At 71.6% G+C, this 14,457-nt stretch carries 10 protein-coding genes; 6 read left to right on the plus strand and 4 right to left on the minus strand.

Going from position 1 to position 14,457, the window contains the following annotated elements:
* Window positions 1–92: 92 nt before the first annotated feature.
* The gene (locus ACGFRB_RS32750) at window positions 93–656 is read right to left on the minus strand and encodes a methylated-DNA--[protein]-cysteine S-methyltransferase (protein ID WP_393248240.1); all 564 of its coding nucleotides are present in this window, start codon (window positions 654–656) and stop codon (window positions 93–95) included.
* Between the two features lie 167 nt (window positions 657–823).
* Here ACGFRB_RS32750 and ACGFRB_RS32755 point away from each other — a divergent pair, with 167 nt between their 5' ends.
* The 5 genes from ACGFRB_RS32755 (at window position 824) to ACGFRB_RS32775 (ending at window position 7,989) form a co-directional block, all read left to right on the plus strand.
* The gene (locus ACGFRB_RS32755; protein ID WP_393248242.1) at window positions 824–1,738 is read left to right on the plus strand and encodes an MHYT domain-containing protein; all 915 of its coding nucleotides are present in this window, start codon (window positions 824–826) and stop codon (window positions 1,736–1,738) included.
* Window positions 1,739–1,841: 103 nt separating this feature from the next.
* Window positions 1,842–3,989 (plus strand): excinuclease ABC subunit UvrB, encoded by a 2,148-nt coding sequence (gene uvrB, locus ACGFRB_RS32760; RefSeq protein ID WP_393248244.1) that lies wholly within the window; start codon window positions 1,842–1,844, stop codon window positions 3,987–3,989.
* Between the two features lie 135 nt (window positions 3,990–4,124).
* Window positions 4,125–4,703: a TerD family protein gene (locus tag ACGFRB_RS32765; protein ID WP_361229180.1), complete on the plus strand. Its 579-nt coding sequence runs from the start codon at window positions 4,125–4,127 to the stop codon at window positions 4,701–4,703.
* Between the two features lie 60 nt (window positions 4,704–4,763).
* Window positions 4,764–6,761 carry a TerD family protein gene (locus tag ACGFRB_RS32770; RefSeq protein WP_393248246.1) on the plus strand — a complete coding sequence of 666 codons (1,998 nt, stop codon included), beginning with the start codon at window positions 4,764–4,766 and terminating at the stop codon, window positions 6,759–6,761.
* Between the two features lie 217 nt (window positions 6,762–6,978).
* Complete coding sequence (locus ACGFRB_RS32775) at window positions 6,979–7,989, plus strand: TerC/Alx family metal homeostasis membrane protein (protein WP_393248248.1); 1,011 nt, start codon at window positions 6,979–6,981, stop codon at window positions 7,987–7,989.
* Window positions 7,990–8,098: 109 nt separating this feature from the next.
* Here ACGFRB_RS32775 and ACGFRB_RS32780 read toward each other — a convergent pair whose 3' ends face one another.
* The 3 genes from ACGFRB_RS32780 to ACGFRB_RS32790 all read right to left on the minus strand — a co-directional run bounded on the left by ACGFRB_RS32780 (window position 8,099) and on the right by ACGFRB_RS32790 (window position 10,970).
* Window positions 8,099–9,391 carry an MFS transporter gene (locus ACGFRB_RS32780; RefSeq protein ID WP_393248258.1) on the minus strand — a complete coding sequence of 431 codons (1,293 nt, stop codon included), beginning with the start codon at window positions 9,389–9,391 and terminating at the stop codon, window positions 8,099–8,101.
* Between the two features lie 145 nt (window positions 9,392–9,536).
* Window positions 9,537–10,193 carry an MBL fold metallo-hydrolase gene (locus ACGFRB_RS32785; RefSeq protein WP_393248250.1) on the minus strand — a complete coding sequence of 219 codons (657 nt, stop codon included), beginning with the start codon at window positions 10,191–10,193 and terminating at the stop codon, window positions 9,537–9,539.
* Between the two features lie 75 nt (window positions 10,194–10,268).
* Window positions 10,269–10,970 (minus strand): maleylpyruvate isomerase family mycothiol-dependent enzyme, encoded by a 702-nt coding sequence (locus tag ACGFRB_RS32790; RefSeq protein ID WP_363008351.1) that lies wholly within the window; start codon window positions 10,968–10,970, stop codon window positions 10,269–10,271.
* A gap of 204 nt (window positions 10,971–11,174) precedes the next feature.
* Here ACGFRB_RS32790 and uvrA point away from each other — a divergent pair, with 204 nt between their 5' ends.
* Window positions 11,175–14,192 (plus strand): excinuclease ABC subunit UvrA, encoded by a 3,018-nt coding sequence (gene uvrA, locus ACGFRB_RS32795; protein WP_393248252.1) that lies wholly within the window; start codon window positions 11,175–11,177, stop codon window positions 14,190–14,192.
* Window positions 14,193–14,457 lie beyond the last annotated feature (265 nt).

Genomic DNA, 14,457 nt, shown 5'->3' on the forward strand with positions numbered 1-14,457 from the left:
ACACCCGCCCCGCCCGGAACACCCGCCCCGCCCGGAACACCCGCCCCGCCCGGAACACCCGCCCCGCCCGGAACACCCGCCCCACCCCACGCTCAGAACAGCGGTTCCGGCAGCACACCCTCCAGAGCCAGCAGTCTCCGCTTCGTCTCCAGCCCGCCGCCGAATCCCCCGATCCCGCCGTCGCGCTCCACCACCCGGTGGCACGGCACCACCACCGGCAGTGGATTGGCCCCCATCGCCGCGCCGACCGCCTGCGCCGCGCCCGGCTCCCCGACCCGGCCGGCCAGGTCCCCGTACCCCACCACCGCCCCGTAGGGGACACCGTCCGCCAGTTCGCGCAGCACCCGGCGGTTGAATCCGGTCACCAGCGACCAGTCCAGCTTGACGTCGAAGGTCTTGAGGCTCCCGTCGAAATATGCCCTGAGCTGGCGGATCGGCTCGGCGAGCCACCCCGAGGCGTCCTCCACGAGCTCCCCGCCGAACGCCGCCCCCAGCCGCTCCAGGGCGCCGTCCCGCACCCGTCCGTCGGCATGGAACACGACGCTCACCAGCCCCCGGTCCGTCGCGGCGAGCAGCAGCGGGCCGATGCCGCTCGGCACCACGGACCACTCCACCCGGGCCGTCGCACCGGCCGTTCCCGCCTTCTCACGCTTCATGCCGATCACGGTACGGCCCGGCGCCGACAGCGGGCCGACAACGGGCGGATCTTTCTGCCCGACCACATGGCCCGGGGGCCTCGCCGGACGCCATAATCCGGTAGCACTACTCAGCGGTACCGACTGTTTTCGGACGACGTTGCACCCCGAGTGGAGGACATACGCTCATGCAGGGCACGGTCGACGGATTCAGGTACGGACTCGTCACGCCCGTGGCGGCCTTTCTCATGGCCTGCCTCGGCGGCGCGCTCGGGCTGCGCTGCACCACCCGGTCGCTGCGCCACCGTGACTCCTTCAAGGCCGGCTGGCTCGCGCTCGGCGCCACCTCCATAGGCACCGGCATCTGGACCATGCACTTCATCGCCATGATGGGCTTCTCCGTCCGGCAGACCCCGATCACCTACGACCGGCCGCTCACCTTCGCCAGCCTCGGTGTCGCCGTCGTCATGGTCGGCGTCGGCATCTTCCTTGTCGGCTATCGCGGCGCCACCGCGCTTTCGCTGGTCACCGGCGGCACCATCACCGGCCTCGGCGTCGCCACCATGCACTACCTGGGCATGGCCGGAATGCGACTGCACGGCAGGATCGGGTACGACACCCTCACCGTCGCGTTCTCCGTCGTCATCGCCGTGGTGGCCGCCACCGCCGCCCTGTGGGCCGCCGTCTCCGTACGCGGCTTCCTGCCCAGCCTCGGCGCCAGCCTGGTCATGGGCCTCGCCGTCAGCGGTATGCACTACACCGCCATGGACGCCGTCCACGTCGAACTGCACGAGGCGGCCGTCGTGGCCGGCCGCGGCGACACCGCCACCACGCTCCTGCTGCCCCTGCTGATCGGCCCCGGCGTGTTCCTGCTGCTCGCCGCGGTCGTCGTGATGTTCGACCCGCTGCTCGTGCTCGGTGAGCCCGACTGGCAGCGGCCCGCCGCCCGGGGCCGGTCCCGCCGCGGTTCCCGCCGCCGGGCGGCGGGCCGGCCCGCCCGGCACCGGGCCCCCGCCTACGGAGAGCCGGCGAACTGGTCCGCCTCCCGCCCCGCCGGCCGCCGGTCCCTGCCCCGCGACGCCTACCGCTCCCAGGACTGGTAGCGACGGGGCGGCTACGGAATGACGACGGGGCGACGGCGGGTACGAGCCGCCCCGCAGGGCCGATCGGACGACCTCTGTCGGTGCCGGGTCGTACGGTGGTGGCATGCGGCCCGTTTCCAAGATCGAACGCTCGGTGGCGCCCTTCGAGGTCGTCAGCCCCTTCCAGCCCAGCGGCGACCAGCCCGCGGCCATCGCCGAACTCGACCGGCGCATCCGCGCGGGCGAGAAGGACGTCGTGCTGCTCGGCGCCACCGGCACCGGCAAGTCGGCGACCACCGCCTGGATGATCGAGAAGCTCCAGCGCCCCACCCTGGTCATGGCGCCGAACAAGACGCTGGCCGCCCAGCTGGCCAACGAGTTCCGCGAGCTCCTGCCGAACAACGCGGTCGAGTACTTCGTCTCGTACTACGACTACTACCAGCCCGAGGCGTACGTCCCGCAGTCGGACACGTACATCGAGAAGGACTCCTCCATCAACGAGGAGGTCGAACGGCTGCGCCACTCCGCGACCAACTCGCTGCTGACCCGCCGCGACGTCGTCGTGGTCGCCTCCGTCTCCTGCATCTACGGCCTCGGCACGCCGCAGGAGTACGTGGACCGCATGGTCCCCCTCAAGGTGGGCGAGGAGATCGACCGCGACCAGCTGCTCCGCCGCTTCGTCGACATCCAGTACACCCGCAACGACCTGGCGTTCACCCGCGGCACCTTCCGGGTCCGCGGCGACACCATCGAGATCTTCCCGGTCTACGAGGAGCTGGCCGTCCGCATCGAGATGTTCGGCGACGAGATCGAGGCGCTGTCCACCCTCCACCCGCTCACCGGCGAGATCATCAGCGACGACCAGCAGCTCTACGTCTTCCCCGCCAGCCACTACGTCGCGGGCCCCGAGCGCATGGAACGGGCCGTGAACGACATCGAGGGCGAGCTGGAGCAGCGCCTCAAAGAGCTGGAGAAGCAGGGCAAGCTCCTGGAGGCCCAGCGGCTGCGCATGCGGACCACCTACGACATCGAGATGATGCGGCAGATCGGTTCCTGCTCCGGCATCGAGAACTACTCGATGCACTTCGACGGCCGGCTGCCCGGCTCCCCGCCCAACACCCTCCTCGACTACTTCCCCGAGGACTTCCTGCTCGTCATCGACGAGTCGCACGTCACCGTGCCGCAGATCGGCGCCATGTACGAGGGCGACGCCTCCCGCAAGCGCACCCTCGTCGACCACGGCTTCCGGCTCCCCTCCGCGCTCGACAACCGCCCGCTGAAGTGGGAGGAGTTCCAGGAACGGATCGGCCAGACCGTCTATCTCTCCGCCACCCCCGGCACCTACGAGATGTCCCGCTCGGACGGCTTCGTCGAGCAGATCATCCGCCCGACCGGCCTCGTCGACCCCGAGGTGGTCGTCAAGCCCACCGAGGGCCAGATCGACGACCTGGTGCACGAGATCCGGCTGCGCACCGAGCGCGACGAGCGGGTCCTGGTCACCACCCTGACCAAGAAGATGGCCGAGGACCTCACCGACTACTTCCTCGAACTGGGCATCCGGGTCCGCTATCTGCACAGCGACGTCGACACCCTGCGCCGGATCGAGCTGCTGCGCGAGCTGCGCTCGGGCGAGTACGACGTCCTGGTCGGCATCAACCTGCTCCGCGAGGGCCTCGACCTGCCCGAGGTGTCCCTGGTCGCCATCCTCGACGCCGACAAGCAGGGCTTCCTGCGCTCGGGCACCTCGCTCATCCAGACCATCGGCCGTGCCGCCCGTAACGTCTCCGGCCAGGTCCACATGTACGCCGACACCATCACCCCGGCGATGGACCAGGCCATCGACGAGACCAACCGGCGCCGCGAGAAGCAGGTCGCGTACAACAAGGCCCACGGGATCGACCCGCAGCCGCTGCGCAAGAAGATCAACGACATCGTCGCCACCATCGCGCGCGAGGAGATCGACACCGAGCAGCTGCTCGGCACGGGCTACCGCAAGGGCGGCAAGGACGGCAAGGGCGCGAAGTCCCCGGTGCCGTCGCTCGCCGCGCACACGCACCCGCCCAAGGCCGCGGGCAAGAGCGCCAAGAAGGGGTCGGCCGTCGACCTGGGCGACCGTCCGGCGACCGAACTGGCCGGGATCATCGAGGAGATGACGGAGCGGATGAAGGCGGCCGCCGCCGAGCTGCAGTTCGAGGTCGCCGCCCGGCTGCGCGACGAGGTCTCCGAACTGAAGAGGGAGCTCCGCCAGATGAAGGAGGCCGGACTGGCCTGAACCCCCGCCCCGGCGCGCCGCCCGGGACCGTCCCCGGTGTGTTGCAAGAACGACACGAAACGGGCCCGGTCCGGGCCGGTCGTCGGTGCGGCTGCGTAGGGTTGTCGCTGATCACACCGATGAGAGGGGCAGCGCGTGACGGTCAACATGACCAAGGGGCAGGCCATCAGCCTGGAGAAGCGGGACGGGGGCAGCCTGACCTCCGTACGGATGGGACTGGGCTGGAAGGCGGCGCCCCGCCGCGGCCTCTTCGGCTCGCGTACGCGGGAGATCGACCTGGACGCCTCGGCCGTCCTCTTCGCCGACAAGCAGCCGGTCGACGTGGTGTTCTTCCGCCACCTGGTGAGCGACGACGGCTCCGTCCGCCACACCGGCGACAACCTGGTCGGCGGCGCCGGCCAGGGCGGCGACGACGAGTCGATCCTGGTGGACCTCCAGCGGGTCCCGGTCCACATCGACTCGATCGTCTTCACGGTGAACTCCTTCACCGGCCAGACCTTCCAGGAGGTGCAGAACGCGTTCTGCCGCATCGTGGACGAGACCAACGGCCAGGAGCTGGCCCGCTACACCCTCGACGGCGGCGGCCCCTACACCGCCCAGATCATGGCCAAGGTCCACCGGGCCGGTGCCGGCTGGCAGATGACGGCCATCGGCAACCCGGCCAACGGCCGCACCTTCCAGGACCTGATGCCGGCGATCTTCCCGGTCCTCTAGGAACCGCCGACGCCGCACGGCGCCACCCACCCACACCTGCATAGAGGAGAGACGCGCGCGATGACCGCCGAGCTGGTCCGGGGGCAGAACCACCCCCTGTCCCACACCCGCCTGGAGATCCGGGTCTCGGCCGGTCATCCGGTCCTCGCCGCCGCCACCCTCGGCGACGAGCGGGGGCGGATAGCGGGCCCCGAGGCCGTCGCCCACCCGGGCGCGGCCGCGCTGCCCGGGATCGAGGTGTCCCGGCAGGCGGCCACCGTCCACCGGCTCGCGGTCGACCTGGCGGTGGTACGGGACTCGGTCCACCGCGTCGGCGTGCTGCTCGCCCTGCCCGCCGACGGGAGCGGCCCGGCCCGTTTCGGGGCCACGGCCGCTCCCGTCGTCGGCGTCACCGGCCCCGACGGCGCCGCCCTCGTCAGCTACACGATCGCGGGGCTCGACCGCGAGTCCGCGCTGATCGCCCTGGAGCTGTACCGCCGTCAGGGCGCCTGGAAGATCCGGGCCGTCGGCCAGGGGTACGAGGGCGGGCTCGCCGCGCTCCTCGCCGACCAGGGGCTCCCGGGCGCCGACGGGTTCGCCGGTACGGTCCTGGAGGCCGCCGCCCGGGAGGCGGCCCGCGCGGTCGCCGCCCCGCCGCCCAGGACCCCCCAAAACCCCGGGCCCGACCGGACCCGCCACGCCGAGCCCGCTCCCGCGTCCGAGTCCACGCCCGAGTCCACGCCCGATTCCACGCCCGCTCCCGCGCCCGGCCCGGCGTCCGTCCCCGCACCGGCCGGCTCCACGAGCGGTATCGACTACACCCACCCGCGCCGCCGCCCGGCCGCCACGCCCCCGCCGCCCGCGGTCCAGGCCCCGACCCCGGCGCCCGCTCCCGCGTTCGCCCAGGAGGCCCGGGACCCGGCCCCCGCGGCCCCTGCCGGGCCCCCGCCGCCCGTCGCAGGCGATGCCGCCGGCTGGTCGATGGACGAGCGGCTCTACAACCAGGTGTGGGGCATGTTCGAGGACCTGGCCCGTACCGTCGCCGCGTGCCGCAGCGCCCGCGCGTTCGCCGACTCCCGGCTGGACCAGGAGCTGGACCGGCTGCTCGCCGAACCGAGGAACCGCAGCGGCGCCACCGGGGACGCCGCCCGGGCCGGCGCCCGGGCGAAGCGCGACATCCTCGTGGCCCGCGCCCAGGAGGCGCTGGACCGCGACCTCGTCCAGCTCATCGCGGAGTCCGAGGTGGTCGAGCCCGCGCTGCCGCCCGCGTACGCCCGCTGGGACAGCCCGGTCTGGCAGACGTACCGGGTGCCCGAGGAGCTGCCGATGGCCGTCCGGCTGGGCGATCTGCACCTGCCCGAGGAGCCCGGTCTGCGGGTGCCCTTCCTGGCCCGGCTGCCGCTCGCCCGCGGTCTGTGGGTGGACAGCGGGCGCGGCCACGGCGAGGCGGCGGTGTTCCTGGACGCGGCCGAACGGCGCCGGCTCGCGCTCGACTCCGCCGTCGCGCACACTGTACGGCTGCTCGCGGCGCACCCGGCGGGAGGCCTGCGGGTGCGGGTGATCGACCCGGCCGGGGCGGGCGCCGCCGCGTTCGCGCCGCTCGTGGAGGCGGGGGTGCTTCAGGCGCCGCCGGCGGCCGGTGCGGCCGGGGTCTCGGCGACGCTGGCCCAGCTCACCGAGCGGGTGGACCTGCTCCAGATGGCGCAGCGGGCGGGCGCGGCGGAGGATCTGCCGCCGGGTCTGGACACCTCGGCGCAGTTGCTCGTGGTGCACGACTTTCCGCACGGCTTCGACGACCGGGCCCTTACCCGGTTGCGCTATCTCGCCGACGAGGGTCCGGCGGTCGGGACCCAGCTGCTGATGGTCGCGGACCGGGAGGACGCGTCGGCGTACGGGCCGGTGCTCGATCCGCTGTGGCGCTCGCTGACCCGGCTCACCCCGGTCGCCGACGACCACCTCGCCGACCCGTGGGTGGGACATGCCTGGACGTACGAGCCCCCGGCCCTCCCGGCGAGCGGCACGGTCCTTCGGCGGGTGCTCGCGCAGGTGGCGGACGCCCAGCGGCGGGAGCGCCTCTGACCTGCACTTTTGAGATTCCTTTACCCATCTCTTTACCTTCTTTTGGTCTTTCGGGTACTCTCTTTCCTGCGGAGGGGAGTACTCCCTGCATGCGGTGATCCCGTCAATACGGACAGGTCCGACACCTGGTCCCGGGACGCCGGCCCGGCCGTCCCGGGTGGAAGAGACCTCCGGCAACGAGCAGGCTCCATGTGAGCCGTACGACGCCGGAGGCGCAATGGACGTATCCGTGACCCTGTGGGTCCTGACCATCCTGGGGCTCGCCGCCCTGATCTCGGTCGACTTCCTCATCGGGCGCAAGCCCCACGACGTGTCGGTGAAGGAAGCCGGTATCTGGACTGTCGTCTGGATCGTCCTCGCCGCGCTGTTCGGGCTCGGACTGCTGTTCTTCGGCAACAGCCAGTCCGCCGGAGAGTTCTTCGCCGGTTACCTCACCGAGAAGTCGCTCAGCGTCGACAATCTCTTCGTCTTCGTCCTGATCATGGCGAAGTTCGCGGTGCCGTCCCACCTCCAGCAGCGGGTGCTGCTCGTGGGCGTGCTCATCGCCCTGGTGCTCCGCGCGATCTTCATCGCCGCGGGCGCCGCGATCCTCGCCGGCTTCTCGTGGGTGTTCTACCTCTTCGGCGCGTTCCTGATCTTCACCGCCTGGAAGCTCATCCAGGAGGCCCGGTCCGGGGGTGAGGACGAGGACGAGTTCGAGGAGAACCGCCTCCTCAAGTCCATCGAGAAGCGTTTCGGCGTCGCCGACCGCTATCACGGCACCAAGCTGGTCATCCAGAGCCACGGCAAGCGCGTGCTGACCCCGCTGATGGTGGTCATGCTCGCGATCGGCACCACCGACATCCTGTTCGCCCTCGACTCCATTCCGGCGATCTTCGGCCTCACCCAGGACCCGTACATCGTCTTCACCGCCAACGCCTTCGCCCTCATGGGTCTGCGGCAGCTGTACTTCCTGATCGGCGGACTGCTGAAGAAGCTGGTCCACCTCAGCTACGGCCTGTCGGTGATCCTCGGCTTCATCGGTGTGAAGCTGGTGCTGCACGCCCTGCACGAGTCCGGGGTGCATGTACCGGAGATCTCCATCCCGGTCTCGCTGGCGGTCATCTGCGGTGTCCTCGCCGTCACCACCGTCACCAGCCTGATCGCCGCCAAGCGGCAGGCGCGGCGGGAGGCCGCCCTGGCCGCCCTGGCGGCCCGCGCGGCCGACGGGACGGACACCAGGGTCTGACCCGGAACACACGAACACACCGAGGGCCGGTGCGGACGATCCGCACCGGCCCTCGGTCCTGCGCGTCTACGGGTTAACGCGCGCGTACGTCCCCGGCGCCGGCCGGCCCCTACGCGGGCTCCGGCTCCGGCTTCGCCCCGGCCAACGCCGCCCGCCCCGGCAGGGTCTCCGGCAGCAGCGCGAAACAGCCGAAGCTCACCAGGGCCACCACCGTCAGATAGGCGGCCACCCCCCAGGGCGGCCCCGAGCGCCCCTCCGAGACGGCCGTCGCCACGATCGGGGTGAGCGCGCCGCCGAGCACCCCCGCGAGGTTGTAGCCGACGGCCGCGCCGGTGCACCGCACCCTCGGCTCGTACAGCTCGGGCAGATACGCGGCGACCACCGAGAAGACCGTGATGAAGGCGAGGGACGCGCCGAGGAAGCCGAGGAACATCAGCCACGGGCGCGCGGTGGCCAGCAGCGCCACCATCGGGAACATCCACAGCGCCGAGGCCGCGCAGCCCGTCAGGCACATCGTCCGGCGCCCGAAACGGTCGCCGAACATGGCCACGAACGGCGTCAGAGCCCCCTTGACCGCCACGGCGCCCATCACGCACGTCAGCATCACCGTGCTCGACACCCCGAGCTGCCGGGTGCCGTAGGACAGGGCCCAGGTGGACACCGCGTAGAACACGGCGTAGCCGACGGAGAGCCCGCCGGCGGTGAGCAGCAGGATCCGCCAGTGGTCCCGGAACACCTCCAGGACCGGGGCGTCGGCCTGCTGTCCCTGGGCGCTCATCGCCTCGAACTGAGGGGACTCCGCGAGCGAGGCGCGCAGCGCGAGCCCGGCCGTGGCGAGCAGTCCGGCCGCCCAGAACGGCACCCGCCAGCCCCAGGAACGGAACTCCGCGTCGCCGAGGCCGGCGGTCAGCGCCAGCATCACCCCGTTCGCGAGCAGGAAGCCGACCGAGGGCCCCATCTGCGGGAAGCTCGACCACAGGGCCCGGCGGCGCTCAGGGGCGTGCTCGGCGGTCAGCAGCACCGCGCCGCCCCACTCCCCGCCGAGGCCGAGCCCCTGGAGAAAGCGCAGGACGAGCAGCAGGACGGGCGCGGCGATGCCGATCGAGGCGTACGTGGGGACGAAGCCGACCGCGACCGTGGCACAGCCGGTCAGCAGCAGTGAGGCGAACATGACCGGGCGGCGGCCGTAGCGGTCGCCGATGTGCCCGAAGACGGCGGAGCCGATCGGCCGGGACAGGAAGCCGATGGCGAAGGTACCGAAGGCGGCGAGGGTCCCCGCGAGGGGCGAGAAGGTCGGGAAGAACAGCGGGCCGAGCACGAGCGCGGCGGCCGTTCCGTAGACGTAGAAGTCGAAGAACTCGATGGCCGTGCCGACGAGCGAGGCCGCGGCGAGCCGCCCCATCGAAGGGGCGCGGCGTGGCGACGGAGCGTGACTGTGGTGCATGTCGCGCCAACTACCCCGGGGCCGTACGGGTTACGGGGGGCGTGCGGAGGCATCCCCGGTGCGACCGGCCGCGCTCGCCGGCCGTACCGGGTCCCTCAGGGGGTCACCAGCCGCGCTCGCGCCACTCCGCGAGATGCGGACGCTCGTCGCCGAGCGTCGTGTCGCCGCCGTGTCCCGGGTAGATCCAGGTCTCGTCCGGCAGTACGTCGAAGAGCTTGGTCTCGACGTCGCGGATCAGGCTCGCGAACGCCTCCGGATCCTTCCACGTGTTGCCGACTCCGCCGGGGAACAGACAGTCGCCCGTGAACACGTGCGGGTGACCGTGCGGGTCGTCGTAGACCAGCGCGATCGAGCCGGGGGTGTGCCCGACGAGGTGGCGGACGGTGAGCCGGACCCGGCCCACGGTGACGGTGTCGCCGTCCTTCACGAGGACGTCGGTGCGGACCGGGATGCCCTCCGCGTCGTACGCGCCCGCGTAGGTCCGGGCACCGGTGGCCTCGGCCACCTCGGCCAGGGCCTGCCAGTGGTCGCCGTGCCGGTGGGTGGTGACGACGGCGGCGATGCCGTCGTCACCGATCAGCGTGAGCAGGGTGCCGGCCTCGGCGGCGGCGTCGATCAGCAGCTGCTCGCCGGTGGCCCGGCAGCGCAGCAGATACGCGTTGTTGTTCATCGCGCCGACCGCGACCTTCGAGATCATCAGGTCGGTCAGTTCGTGCACGTCCGCAGGTCCGCCGACCTTCACCGCTCCGCTGTACGTCATGGCCTCAGCCTAGTGCCGCGGGCCGTCGCCCGGGAGGCGAAGGCCCTGCCGAGACCTGCGGAGGCCCTATAGGTCCTACAGGGGCGGGAGCTCCGGGAGCCCCGGCCCCGCGAGGACGGCGAGGTGGGCGCCCTTGTCGCCGCGTCCGGCCAGCCAGCCGAGGAGCTCGGCGCCGGTGCCGCCGAGGACGACCGGCTCGCCCTCGGTGCCGCCGGTGCGCCAGGAGGGGGCGTTCTCGTCGTGCCCGAGCCGCAGCGTCACGGGCGGGACGTCAGCACGGCCGCTCCAGCGGTCCGCGAGGAAGTCGATCTCGCGGGTGGTGAAGTCCTCAGGCAGGTCTTCCAGCTCGTAGCCGCAGCCGAGGTCGACATGGTGCAGGGCCACCTCGACCCAGCGGCGGAACGGGACCCGGGAGGCACTGTCGGTGACGCCGTTGCGCAGTTCGACGGTGCGGCTCCAGTCGGCGGGCTCGGCGGCCACGGCCGCGAGCCGGTCGGCGGAGGCGCGCAGGTCGGCGAGCTGCTCGTCGAGCGGCCGGCCGGCGTCCCGCGCGATGTCGGCGTCGCGGGTGGCGGCGTCCGGGTACATCGGCAGGCCCCGGAGTACGTTGGCGAGGGCGTCGGCGTTACGGGAGAGGTGGGCCAGAAGATGGCCGCGAGTCCACCCCGGAAGCCGTGACGGCTCGGCGAGCGCCGCGTTGTCCCAGGAGGAGACCGCGTCGACGAGCCGGTCGGTCGCCTCGCGTACGAGGGCAAGGTCACGCACATGGTCGATCATGGCGCCGACCCTAGGGCGTGCCGGGGTTTGTGACCAGGTGCTTTCCGTACGGGGACAGGGGAGTGCGGCCACTCCTTCGGGTGAACCGGGCAGTGAACCGCCGGAAATCGAATGTACGTGCTATAAGCTCGGTGGAAGCATCCGGCATCCTTGGTTGTTGGGTGTTCAGGACCATCCGCTCTCTGAAGAAAGGTGCGGAACGGCGTGACCGACCGTCTCATCGTCCGTGGCGCTCGCGAGCACAACCTCAAGAACGTCTCGCTCGACCTGCCCCGTGACTCGCTCATCGTCTTCACCGGGCTCTCCGGGTCGGGCAAGTCGTCCCTCGCGTTCGACACGATCTTCGCCGAGGGGCAGCGCCGGTACGTCGAGTCGCTGTCCTCCTACGCCCGCCAGTTCCTGGGCCAGATGGACAAGCCGGACGTCGACTTCATCGAAGGTCTGTCGCCCGCCGTCTCCATCGACCAGAAGTCGACCTCGCGCAACCCGCGCTCGACGGTCGGCACCATCACCGAGGTCTACGACTACCTCCGGCTCCTCTTCGCCCGTATCGGCAAGCCGCACTGTCCCGAGTGCCACCGGCCGATCTCCCGCCAGTCGCCGCAGGCCATCGTCGACAAGGTCCTGGAGCTGCCCGAGGGCAGCCGCTTCCAGGTGCTGTCGCCGCTGGTGCGCGAGCGCAAGGGCGAGTTCGTCGACCTCTTCGCCGACCTCCAGACCAAGGGCTACAGCCGTGCCCGGGTCGACGGGAAGACGATCCAGCTCAGCGAGCCGCCGACGCTGAAGAAGCAGGAGAAGCACACCATCGAGGTGGTCGTCGACCGTCTCACGGTGAAGGACTCCGCCAAGCGCCGGCTGACCGACTCCGTCGAGACCGCGCTCGGCCTGTCCGGCGGCATGGTCGTGCTCGACTTCGTCGACCTCGCCGAGGACGACCCCGAGCGCGAGCGGATGTACTCGGAGCACCTCTACTGCCCGTACGACGACCTGTCCTTCGAGGAGCTGGAGCCGCGCTCCTTCTCCTTCAACTCGCCCTTCGGCGCCTGCCCCGACTGCACCGGCATCGGCACCCGCATGGAGGTCGACCCCGAGCTGGTCGTGCCCGACGAGGAGAAGTCCCTCGAAGAGGGCGCCATCCACCCCTGGTCGCACGGCCACACCAAGGAGTACTTCGGCCGGATGATCGACGGGCTCGCCCAGGCCCTCGGCTTCCGCACCGACATCCCGTACGCGGGCCTGCCCCAGCGGGCGAAGAAGGCCCTGATGCACGGCCACAAGACCCAGGTCGAGGTCCGCTACCGCAACCGGTACGGGCGCGAGCGCGCCTGGACCAGCCCCGCCTTCGAGGGCGCCGTCTCCTTCGTGAAGCGGCGGCACAGTGAGGCCGAGAGCGACTCCAGCCGTGAGCGCTTCGAGGGCTACATGCGCGAGGTGCCCTGCCCCACCTGCCGGGGCACCCGGCTGAAGCCGATCGTGCTCGCGGTCACCGTGATGGAGAAGTCCATCGCCGAGGTCTCCGCGATGTCGATCAGCGACTGCGCCGACTTCCTCGGCCGCCTCACCCTGAACGCCCGTGACAAGAAGATCGCCGAGCGGGTCCTCAAGGAGGTCAACGAGCGGCTGCGCTTCCTCGTCGACGTCGGCCTCGACTACCTCTCCCTCAACCGGGCCGCCGGCACCCTCTCCGGCGGAGAGGCCCAGCGCATCCGGCTCGCCACCCAGATCGGCTCCGGCCTGGTCGGCGTCCTGTACGTACTGGACGAGCCGTCCATCGGCCTGCACCAGCGCGACAACCACCGGCTGATCGAGACCCTGGTCCGGCTGCGCGACATGGGCAACACCCTCATCGTGGTCGAGCACGACGAGGACACCATCAAGGTCGCCGACTGGATCGTGGACATCGGCCCCGGCGCCGGCGAGCACGGCGGCAAGGTCGTCCACTCCGGACCCCTGAAGGAACTGCTCGCCAACAAGCACTCGATGACGGGGCAGTACCTGTCCGGCCGCAAGGCGATCGGCACCCCCGACCTGCGCCGCCCGCTCGACCCGGAGCGCATGCTCACCGTGCACGGCGCCCGCGAGAACAACCTGCGGGACATCGACGTGTCCTTCCCGCTGGGCGTCCTCACCGCCGTCACCGGCGTCTCCGGCTCCGGCAAGTCGACCCTGGTCAACGACATCCTGTACACCCACCTGGCGCGCGAGCTGAACGGCGCCAAGTCCGTCCCCGGCCGCCACACGCGCGTGGCCGGCGACGACCTGGTCGACAAGGTCGTCCACGTCGACCAGTCGCCCATCGGCCGCACCCCGCGCTCGAACCCGGCGACGTACACCGGCGTCTTCGACCATGTCCGCCGGCTCTTCGCGGAGACGATGGAGGCCAAGGTCCGCGGCTATCTGCCCGGCCGGTTCTCCTTCAACGTCAAGGGCGGCCGCTGCGAGAACTGCTCCGGCGACGGCACCATCAAGATCGAGATGAACTTCCTCCCGGACGTCTACGTCCCGTGCGAGGTCTGCCACGGCGCCCGGTACAACCGGGAGACCCTGGAGGTCCACTACAAGGGCAAGTCCATCTCCGAGGTCCTGGACATGCCGATCGAGGAGGCCCTCGACTTCTTCGAGGCCGTCCCGACGATCGCCCGCCATCTGCGCACCCTGAACGAGGTCGGCCTCGGTTACGTCCGTCTCGGCCAGTCCGCGCCGACCCTCTCGGGCGGCGAGGCCCAGCGCGTCAAGCTCGCCTCCGAGCTGCAGAAGCGCTCCACGGGCCGCACGGTCTACGTCCTGGACGAGCCCACCACCGGCCTCCACTTCGAGGACATCTCGAAGCTGATCAAGGTCCTGTCGGGCCTGGTCGACAAGGGCAACTCGGTGATCGTCATCGAGCACAACCTGGACGTCATCAAGACCGCGGACTGGGTCATCGACATGGGCCCCGAGGGCGGCAACGGCGGCGGCCTGGTCGTCGCGGAGGGCACCCCCGAGGAGATCGCCTCGATCCCCGCCAGCCACACCGGCAAGTTCCTCCGCGACATCCTCGGCGCGGACCGCGTCACGGACGCCTCCCCGACCCGCACCACCAAGAAGGCGGCGGCGAAGAAGGCGGCGCCCAAGAAGACCGCGACGACGGCGAAGAAGACAGCCGCGACGACGGCGAAGAAGACGGCCGCGAAGAAGACCACGGCCAAGAAGGCGACGACCCCCCGCTCCCGCAAGAGCTGACCGGTCGAACCCCCGAGGGGGGGGGGGGGGGCCGCCGGGGGGGCGGGCGGGGGGCGGGGGGCCCCCCGCCCCCCCCCCCCCCCCCCCCCCCCCCCCCCCCCCCCCCCCCCCCCCCCGCCGGGGCGGCCGCCCCCCGCCCCCCCCCCCGGGCGCCCCCCCCCCCCCCGCCCCCCCCGCCCCCCCCGCCCGCGCTCGCCCACACCGGCGCGGGCCCCGTCGGCTTCGCCGCCCCCGCGAGTGCCGCGCTCCTGCTCGGCGGCGCGAT

This window comes from Streptomyces sp. NPDC048718, assembly GCF_043198875.1.
Lineage (GTDB): Bacteria > Actinomycetota > Actinomycetes > Streptomycetales > Streptomycetaceae > Streptomyces.